The 6,937-nt window shown below is 70.4% G+C and carries 7 protein-coding genes; 5 read left to right on the forward strand and 2 right to left on the reverse strand.

Annotated elements, in window-relative coordinates:
* Nucleotides 1-142: 142 nt before the first annotated feature.
* Nucleotides 143-871, reverse strand: coding sequence for a lysophospholipid acyltransferase family protein (locus IPZ69_RS45910; protein WP_235460872.1), 729 nt, complete (start codon nucleotides 869-871; stop codon nucleotides 143-145).
* Nucleotides 872-1,209: 338 nt separating this feature from the next.
* On the opposite strand from IPZ69_RS45910, the gene IPZ69_RS45915 reads away from it, so the two are divergent.
* From IPZ69_RS45915 to IPZ69_RS45930, 4 genes are all read left to right on the forward strand, one after another.
* Nucleotides 1,210-1,665 (forward strand): TlpA family protein disulfide reductase, encoded by a 456-nt coding sequence (locus IPZ69_RS45915; protein WP_374296225.1) that lies wholly within the window; start codon nucleotides 1,210-1,212, stop codon nucleotides 1,663-1,665.
* Nucleotides 1,666-1,905: 240 nt separating this feature from the next.
* Nucleotides 1,906-2,415 (forward strand): flavin reductase family protein, encoded by a 510-nt coding sequence (locus IPZ69_RS45920; RefSeq protein ID WP_235460873.1) that lies wholly within the window; start codon nucleotides 1,906-1,908, stop codon nucleotides 2,413-2,415.
* A gap of 218 nt (nucleotides 2,416-2,633) precedes the next feature.
* Complete coding sequence (locus IPZ69_RS45925; RefSeq protein WP_235460874.1) at nucleotides 2,634-3,419, forward strand: electron transfer flavoprotein subunit beta/FixA family protein; 786 nt, start codon at nucleotides 2,634-2,636, stop codon at nucleotides 3,417-3,419.
* A 52-nt stretch (nucleotides 3,420-3,471) separates the two neighbouring features.
* Nucleotides 3,472-4,434, forward strand: coding sequence for an electron transfer flavoprotein subunit alpha/FixB family protein (locus IPZ69_RS45930; RefSeq protein WP_235460875.1), 963 nt, complete (start codon nucleotides 3,472-3,474; stop codon nucleotides 4,432-4,434).
* A 55-nt stretch (nucleotides 4,435-4,489) separates the two neighbouring features.
* Here IPZ69_RS45930 and IPZ69_RS45935 read toward each other — a convergent pair whose 3' ends face one another.
* Nucleotides 4,490-5,395, reverse strand: a complete 906-nt coding sequence (locus tag IPZ69_RS45935) for an endonuclease/exonuclease/phosphatase family protein (RefSeq protein ID WP_235460876.1) — start codon at nucleotides 5,393-5,395, stop codon at nucleotides 4,490-4,492.
* Nucleotides 5,396-5,600: 205 nt separating this feature from the next.
* Here IPZ69_RS45935 and IPZ69_RS45940 point away from each other — a divergent pair, with 205 nt between their 5' ends.
* A complete protein-coding gene (locus tag IPZ69_RS45940) occupies nucleotides 5,601-6,902 on the forward strand; it encodes a DUF6986 family protein (protein ID WP_235460877.1) in 1,302 nt (433 codons plus the stop codon).
* Nucleotides 6,903-6,937 lie beyond the last annotated feature (35 nt).

Here is a 6,937-nt window from a genome sequence, read left to right on the forward strand (position 1 = left end):
GAGTCGCGCACGCCGTCGTCCCGGGTCGGGCGGTTGCTTCAGTTCGGTGAAGTGGCCGCCGGGCGCCGCGAGTCGACGCACCGCGCCGGCGGGCAGCACCCCGTCGCAGGCGGTGGGCACCAGCCTGCGTCGGTCGAGGGTGTCAGCGGGCCTCAGCCGCGCGCAGTTCCTCCTGGGTCGGGGCCGTACCGCCCATGTGGGCCGGCAGCCACCAGGAGTCCTCCGGGCCCTTGGGGCGCGCGGGGTAGGAACGCTGGGCCGTGTCCAGAAGGTCCTGGACGCGCTCGCGCAGCCGGCGCGTGATCGCGCCCGCGTACTGCTCGCGGGAGGCTTCGAGCGCCTCGCCGACGCGGATGGTGATCGGGGTGTGGCTGCGCTTGAAGTTGCGCGGGTGCCCCTTGGTCCACAGTCGCTGCGTGCCCCACACCGCCATCGGGACGAGCGGCACGCCCGCCTCCTGCGCGAGGCGCGCCGCACCCGACTTGAAGCTCTTGAGGGTGAAGGACTGCGAGATCGTGGCCTCCGGGAAGACGCCGATGACCTCGCCGGACTTCAGGGAGTCCAGCGCGTGGGCGTACGCCGCCTCGCCCTGGTTGCGGTCCACCGGGATGTGCTTCATCCCGCGCATCAGCGGGCCGGAGATCCTGTGGCGGAAGACCGACTCCTTGGCCATGAAGCGCACCAGGCGCTTCTGCGGGAGGGCCGCCAGACCGTTGAAGATGAAGTCCAGGTAGCTGATGTGATTGCTCACCAGCACGGCGCCGCCCGAGCGTGGGATGTTCTCCGAGCCCTTGCAGTCGATCTTGAGGTCCCAGGCCTTGAACATCGTCAGGGCGAGACCGACGACGGGACGGTAGACCAGCTCTGCCATGGGGGCGGTGGACCCTTTCTGCTCTGCCTGGGAAAGGGGTCTCCCGGCGGGAAAGTTACGCAGCCGTAGGTTTACGGCGTCTCGCAGATCGTGCCCGAAGAACGGACGGGTAGCCAGTCCTGGTGCCGCGGTTCGGCGAGATCCTCGTCACGTCGGCCTACGACCCACCTTGGTCTTTTAAGACGTCCTTACTACGTACGTACTGTGATGCGCCCGGGCGAGCAGGGACAACTCGCGGACCGTGTACGGCGCGTGGCTGCCGCGGCTCATGAGTCGCCCATCAGTCGCCCATGAGCCGATGTCCGGGTCGAGCGCTCCGCAGGGGAAACTCGTCGGGGATGCGGGAATCTTCGCGGGCGCGTGAACGCTGTTGTGGAGATACCGGATTTGCCGGAGGTGTCAGGGATATCGCAGATATCGGAGATATCAGAGATACCGGAACAGGTGGACGGAAAGGGAGCGTTCGGGTGCGCGGGCGGAACGACGGGAAGCGGCTCGGGGCGGCCGAGTTGGGTGGCGCGCTCGGCGAACGCGCCACGCTCGTACAGTTCTCCAGCGCCTTCTGCGCCCCGTGCCGGGCGACCCGGCGCGTGCTCGGGGAGGTGGCCGCGATGGTCCCCGGCGTCGCGTACGTCGACATCGACGCCGAGGAGCACCTGGACCTCGTACGCGATCTGGAGATCCTGAAGACGCCCACCGTGCTGGTCCTCGACGCGGACGGCCGGGTGGTGCGGCGCGCCACCGGACAGCCGCGCCGGGCCGACGTCATCGCGGCACTCGGAGAGGCGGTCTGACGGTCGTGCCGATCAAGGTGAGGCATCTCCCAGATACCGGTACGTACTTGACTGCGTGTACCACCTATCGTCAGCCTGACCCCATGCCTACGGAACTCCTTCTCTTCGGGCGGGCCCACGTCGACCTGGTCCGGTACGCGAGCGCGCGCTGTCCGAGCTGTTGAGCGGCAACGGATCCTCCCCTCTCGGCCCCGCTCCACCCGGGGACCCTCGGGCCCCCTCCCGCAGAAGGACAACTCCATGACGGCCACGCCCGACGTCGGCGCCTTCCAACTCGCCTCGCCCGATCTGCTGCGCTCCGCCTTCCGGCGGCATGCCGCGGGTGTCGCGGTGATCACCGCCCGCGGCGACCTGGGGCCGGTCGGCTTCACCGCCACCTCCCTCAGCTCCGTCTCCGCGGAGCCCCCGATGCTCTCCTTCGCCATCGGCACCGGCGCCTCCAGCTGGCCCGCCGTGGCGACGACCGACCACATCGGCGTCCACATACTCGGCGAGCACCAGCGGGAACTGGCCGCGACGTTCGCCCGCAGCGGCGCCGACCGCTTCGGGGCGCCCACTGCCTGGCGGGAGGGGCCCGAGGGGGTCCCCGTGCTGGACGACGTCCTGGTCTGGCTGGTGTGCCGGATCGTCGCCCGCGTGCCCGCCGGCGACCATCGCCTCGTGCTGGCCGAGGTCGTCCTGGGCGATCCCGCGGGCACCGGCCGCCCGCTCCTCTATCACCAGGGTCGGTTCAGCGGTCTGCGGGATTGATCACCGCACGTCCGTCCTGCGGAGTGGTCGAGTACCGGTTACGCTGCGTTGCGAAGGTCACAGTTCAAAGCGCTTGCTTAGCGGGAACGAACTGGGTGTACTGACGAGTAATATTTCGTTCGGAGCGCGCGGACGCCCCGACCGGGATCGGCCGCTTCAGGCGCCTATGCTGCCTGCAAGAGGCAGCCCAGAAATGACGATGCAGTAGGAGAGCCGGCGTGAGCTTGAGGATCGTTGTCACTGTGAAGTACGTGCCCGACGCCACTGGCGACCGGCACTTCGCCGATGACCTGACCGTCGACCGCGACGACGTGGACGGTCTGCTCTCCGAACTCGACGAGTATGCGGTCGAGCAGGCGCTGCAGATCGCCGAGGATGCTGACGACGCCGAGGTCACCGTGCTGACGGTCGGCCCGGAGGACGCCAAGGACGCGCTGCGCAAGGCCCTCTCGATGGGTGCCGACAAGGCCATCCACGTCGAGGACGACGACCTGCACGGCACCGACATCATCGGCACCTCGCTGGTGCTGGCCAAGGCCATCGAGAAGGCCGGCTTCGACCTGGTCGTCTCCGGCATGGCCTCCACCGACGGCACCGCCGGTGTGGTCCCCGCGCTGCTCGCCGAGCGTCTGGGCGTCCCGCAGGTCACCCTGCTCTCCGAGGTCTCCGTCGAGGACGGCACGGTCAAGGGCCGCCGCGACGGCGACGCCGCCTCTGAGCAGCTGGAGGCCCAGCTCCCGGCGGTCGTGTCCGTCACCGACCAGTCGGGCGAGGCGCGTTACCCGTCCTTCAAGGGCATCATGGCGGCCAAGAAGAAGCCGGTGGAGTCCTGGGACCTGTCCGACCTGGACATCGACGCCGAGGAGGTCGGCCTCGACGGCGCCTGGACCAAGGTCGACGCCGCGGCCGAGCGCCCGGCCCGCACGGCCGGCACCATCGTCAAGGACGAGGGCGAGGGCGGCAAGCAGCTCGCTGAGTTCCTCGCGAGCCAGAAGTTCATCTAAGGCTCGCACCCGCTGACCGCCCCTCAACTTCGTTACGCAGGAGAGCAATCCCATGGCTGAAGTCCTCGTCTACGTCGACCACGTGGACGGTGCCGTCCGCAAGCCCACCCTGGAGCTGCTGACCCTCGCCCGCCGCATCGGCGAGCCCGTCGCCGTCGCGCTGGGCAACGGCGCCGCCGACACCGCCGCCGCGCTCGCCGAGCACGGCGCCGTGAAGGTCCTCACCCACGACGCGTCCGAGTACGCCGACTACCTGGTCGTCCCGAAGGTCGACGCGCTGCAGGCCGCCTACGAGGCCGTCTCCCCGGCCGCCGTGCTGGTCCCGTCCTCCGCGGAGGGCAAGGAGATCGCCGCCCGTCTGGCGCTGCGCGTCGGCTCCGGCATCATCACCGACGCCGTCGACCTGGAGGCCGGCGACGAGGGCCCCGTGGCCACCCAGTCGGTGTTCGCCGCGTCCTTCACCACCAAGTCCCTCGTCATCAAGGGCACCCCGGTCATCACGGTCAAGCCGAACTCGGCCGCCGTCGAGGCCGCCCCGGCCGCCGGCGCGGTCGAGGCCCTGGCCGTCTCCTTCTCCGAGAAGGCGACCGGCACCAAGGTCACCGGCCGTACCGCGCGCGAGTCGACGGGCCGCCCGGAGCTGACCGAGGCCGCGATCGTGGTCTCCGGCGGCCGTGGTGTCAACGGTGCCGAGAACTTCGCGATCATCGAGGCCCTCGCCGACTCCCTCGGCGCGGCCGTCGGCGCCTCGCGTGCCGCGGTGGACGCCGGCTGGTACCCGCACACCAACCAGGTCGGCCAGACCGGCAAGTCGGTCTCGCCGCAGCTGTACATCGCCTCCGGCATCTCCGGCGCGATCCAGCACCGTGCCGGCATGCAGACCTCGAAGACGATCGTGGCGATCAACAAGGACTCCGAGGCCCCGATCTTCGACCTGGTCGACTACGGCGTGGTCGGCGACCTCTTCGACGTCGTCCCGCAGCTCACCGAGGAGGTCAAGTCCCGCAAGGGCTGACCCCCGCCAGGCTGTACGAGGCCCCCGTGACCGCTCCGGTCACGGGGGCCTCGGCTCATCCCAGGGTCAGTGACGCCTGCACGGGCAGGTGGTCGCTGGGGAACTGGCCGTCCCTGGAGAAGGTGTTGATCGTCGCCCGCTCGGCCGTGACCCCGGGTGTGGCCAGGATCCAGTCGATGCGGTCGCCGTCCGGGACGAGCGGCTTGTAGCCGTGGAAGGTGCCGTACAGCGGGCCGCGTACGGCGGCGGCGTCCCAGGTGTCGACGAGACCCGCGCCCAGCATCGCCTCGTAGACCGGGTTCCCGTGCGCGGCGACGTTGAAGTCACCGGTCACCACGACCGGCAGGGAGCGGTCGAGGCCTGCGATCCGCTGCCCGATCAGGGCGGCGCTACGCAGCCGCGCGTACTGGCTCCTGTGGTCGAAGTGCGTGTTGAGGACGTAGAACTCCCGTCCGTCGTCGCGCAGATCACGGAAGCGGACCCAGGTGACGATCCGGGGGAACGCGGCGCCCCAGGTGTTCGAGCGGATCACCTCGGGGGTGTCGGAGAGCCAGAAGGTGTAGTGCTCGACCGGGGCCAGCCGCCGGCTGTCGTAGAAGATCGCGGCGGACTCGTCGCGGCTGCCGCCCTCCCGGCCGGTCCCGATCCAGTCGTAGTGCGATCCGAGGTCGGAGTCGATGTCGCGGAGCTGCTGGTAGAGGCCTTCCTGGGTGCCGATGACATGGGGGTGCGCGCGGCGCAGCAGCGCGTGCATCACCGGTCTGCGGACGGCCCAGCTGTTGGGCTCGGCGGTGGCGGCGAAGCGGAGGTTGAAGGACATGACCTGCAGACGGTGCGGCCGGTGTTCCTCCGCCGAGGCGGACGGGGAGGTCAGTGCTGTACTGGAGAGGGGCAGGGTGACCGCCGTGGCGAGGGCGGCCTTGAGGCCCATGCGGCGCGTGACTCGGCTGTGGTTCGGCACAGAGGCTCCTTCGGTGGAACGGCCGGGCGAGTCGTGTGAACGGAAGTGTCATACCGCGTCATGAGATGGGCGTGAACATGGCGAGATGACGGAGTGGCCCTCCATGGACACTCCATGGACATGGTGTTGACCGGTCCGAAGGTCCCCGGATAACTTCATTCAACGGATTGTTGATTCCGTAGAGCGGAAATATGGAGGGTGTGGGATGGGTCAGGGCCAGGAGAATCCGGCGACGAGCCTCGCGGGCGCCGTCAGTGAGGAGATCAGCGCCTCCCTCGCGCCGGTCGACGCCGAGCTGGAGCGCCGCTACCCCGGAGACCCCGGCACCCGTCAGCCCGTCCACACCGTGTACGTCCCCGGGGACGTCTTCGCCGCCGACACCATCCGCTCCTGGGGCGACCGGGCCCTCGCCGCCCTCGACGAACACGCCCCGGACGCCGCCTCCTTCGCCGCGGTCCTGGGCCTCGCCGACGAGCTCGCCGAGCCGGTGTACTCCCGCGTCCGCGCCAAGCTGGAGCGCGAACCCGTCGAGGACCTGCGCGTCGACTTCGAGGACGGCTACGGCCCGCGCCCGGACGCCGAGGAGGACGCGGCGGCCGCCCGCGCCGCCCGGCTGATCGCCGAGGCGTACGCGGGGGGCACGGCGGCCCCGTACATGGGCATCCGCATGAAGTGCATGGAAGCCGCCGTACGGGACCGGGGCATCCGCACCCTCGACATCTTCCTCACCGGTCTGGCGGAGGCCGGCGGCCTGCCCGGGGGGCTCGTGCTGACCCTGCCGAAGGTCACCTACCCCGAACAGGTCACCGCGATGGTCCGGCTCCTCGAAGCCTTCGAGAAGGCGCGCGGCCTCGAACCCGGCCGGATCGGCTTCGAGATACAGATCGAGACCAGCCAGTCCATCCTCGCCACCGACGGCACCGCCACCGTCGCCCGCATGATCCAGGCCGCCGAAGGCCGCGCCACCGGACTGCACTACGGCACCTTCGACTACAGCGCCTGCCTCGGCGTCTCCGCCGCCTACCAGGCCGGCGACCACCCGGCCGCCGACCACGCCAAGGCGATCATGCAGGTCGCGGCGGCCGGTACCGGCGTCAGGGTGTCGGACGGTTCCACCAACGTGCTGCCGGTCGGCCCGACCGAGAAGGTCCACGACGCCTGGCGCCTGCACTACGGCCTCACCCGCCGCGCCCTGGCCCGCGCCTACTACCAGGGCTGGGACATGCACCCCGGACACATCCCCACCCGCTACGCCGCCGTCTTCGCCTTCTACCGCGAGGGCTTCGAGCAGGCGGCCGCCCGCCTCGCCCGCTACGTCGACCGCACCGGCGGCGACGTGATGGACGAGCCCGCCACCGCCAAGGCGCTCGGCGGCTACCTGCTGCGCGGCCTGGACTGCGGCGCGCTCGACATCGCCGAGGTGGCCCGGCTCACCGGTCTGACCCGGGCCGACCTGGAGGGCTTCGCGGCGCCGCGCCGGGGCGACCTGACGGCCTTCGCCCCCTAGGGCCTCTCGTTTGGATCATGCCGGGCTCGCGGGGT

Origin of the sequence: Streptomyces olivochromogenes (genome assembly GCF_021538895.1) — a bacterium.
Taxonomy (GTDB): domain Bacteria; phylum Actinomycetota; class Actinomycetes; order Streptomycetales; family Streptomycetaceae; genus Streptomyces; species Streptomyces olivochromogenes_A.

What these genes read in the sequence shown, in the direction of transcription:
- IPZ69_RS45910 (WP_235460872.1), bottom strand. Translation starts at nt 871, where the DNA reads ATGGCAGAGCTGGTCTACCGTCCCGTCGTCGGTCTCGCCCTGACGATG.
- IPZ69_RS45915 (WP_374296225.1), top strand. Translation starts at nt 1,210, where the DNA reads ATGCGGGAATCTTCGCGGGCGCGTGAACGCTGTTGTGGAGATACCGGA.
- IPZ69_RS45920 (WP_235460873.1), top strand. Translation starts at nt 1,906, where the DNA reads ATGACGGCCACGCCCGACGTCGGCGCCTTCCAACTCGCCTCGCCCGAT.
- IPZ69_RS45930 (WP_235460875.1), top strand. Translation starts at nt 3,472, where the DNA reads ATGGCTGAAGTCCTCGTCTACGTCGACCACGTGGACGGTGCCGTCCGC.
- IPZ69_RS45940 (WP_235460877.1), top strand. Translation starts at nt 5,601, where the DNA reads ATGGGTCAGGGCCAGGAGAATCCGGCGACGAGCCTCGCGGGCGCCGTC.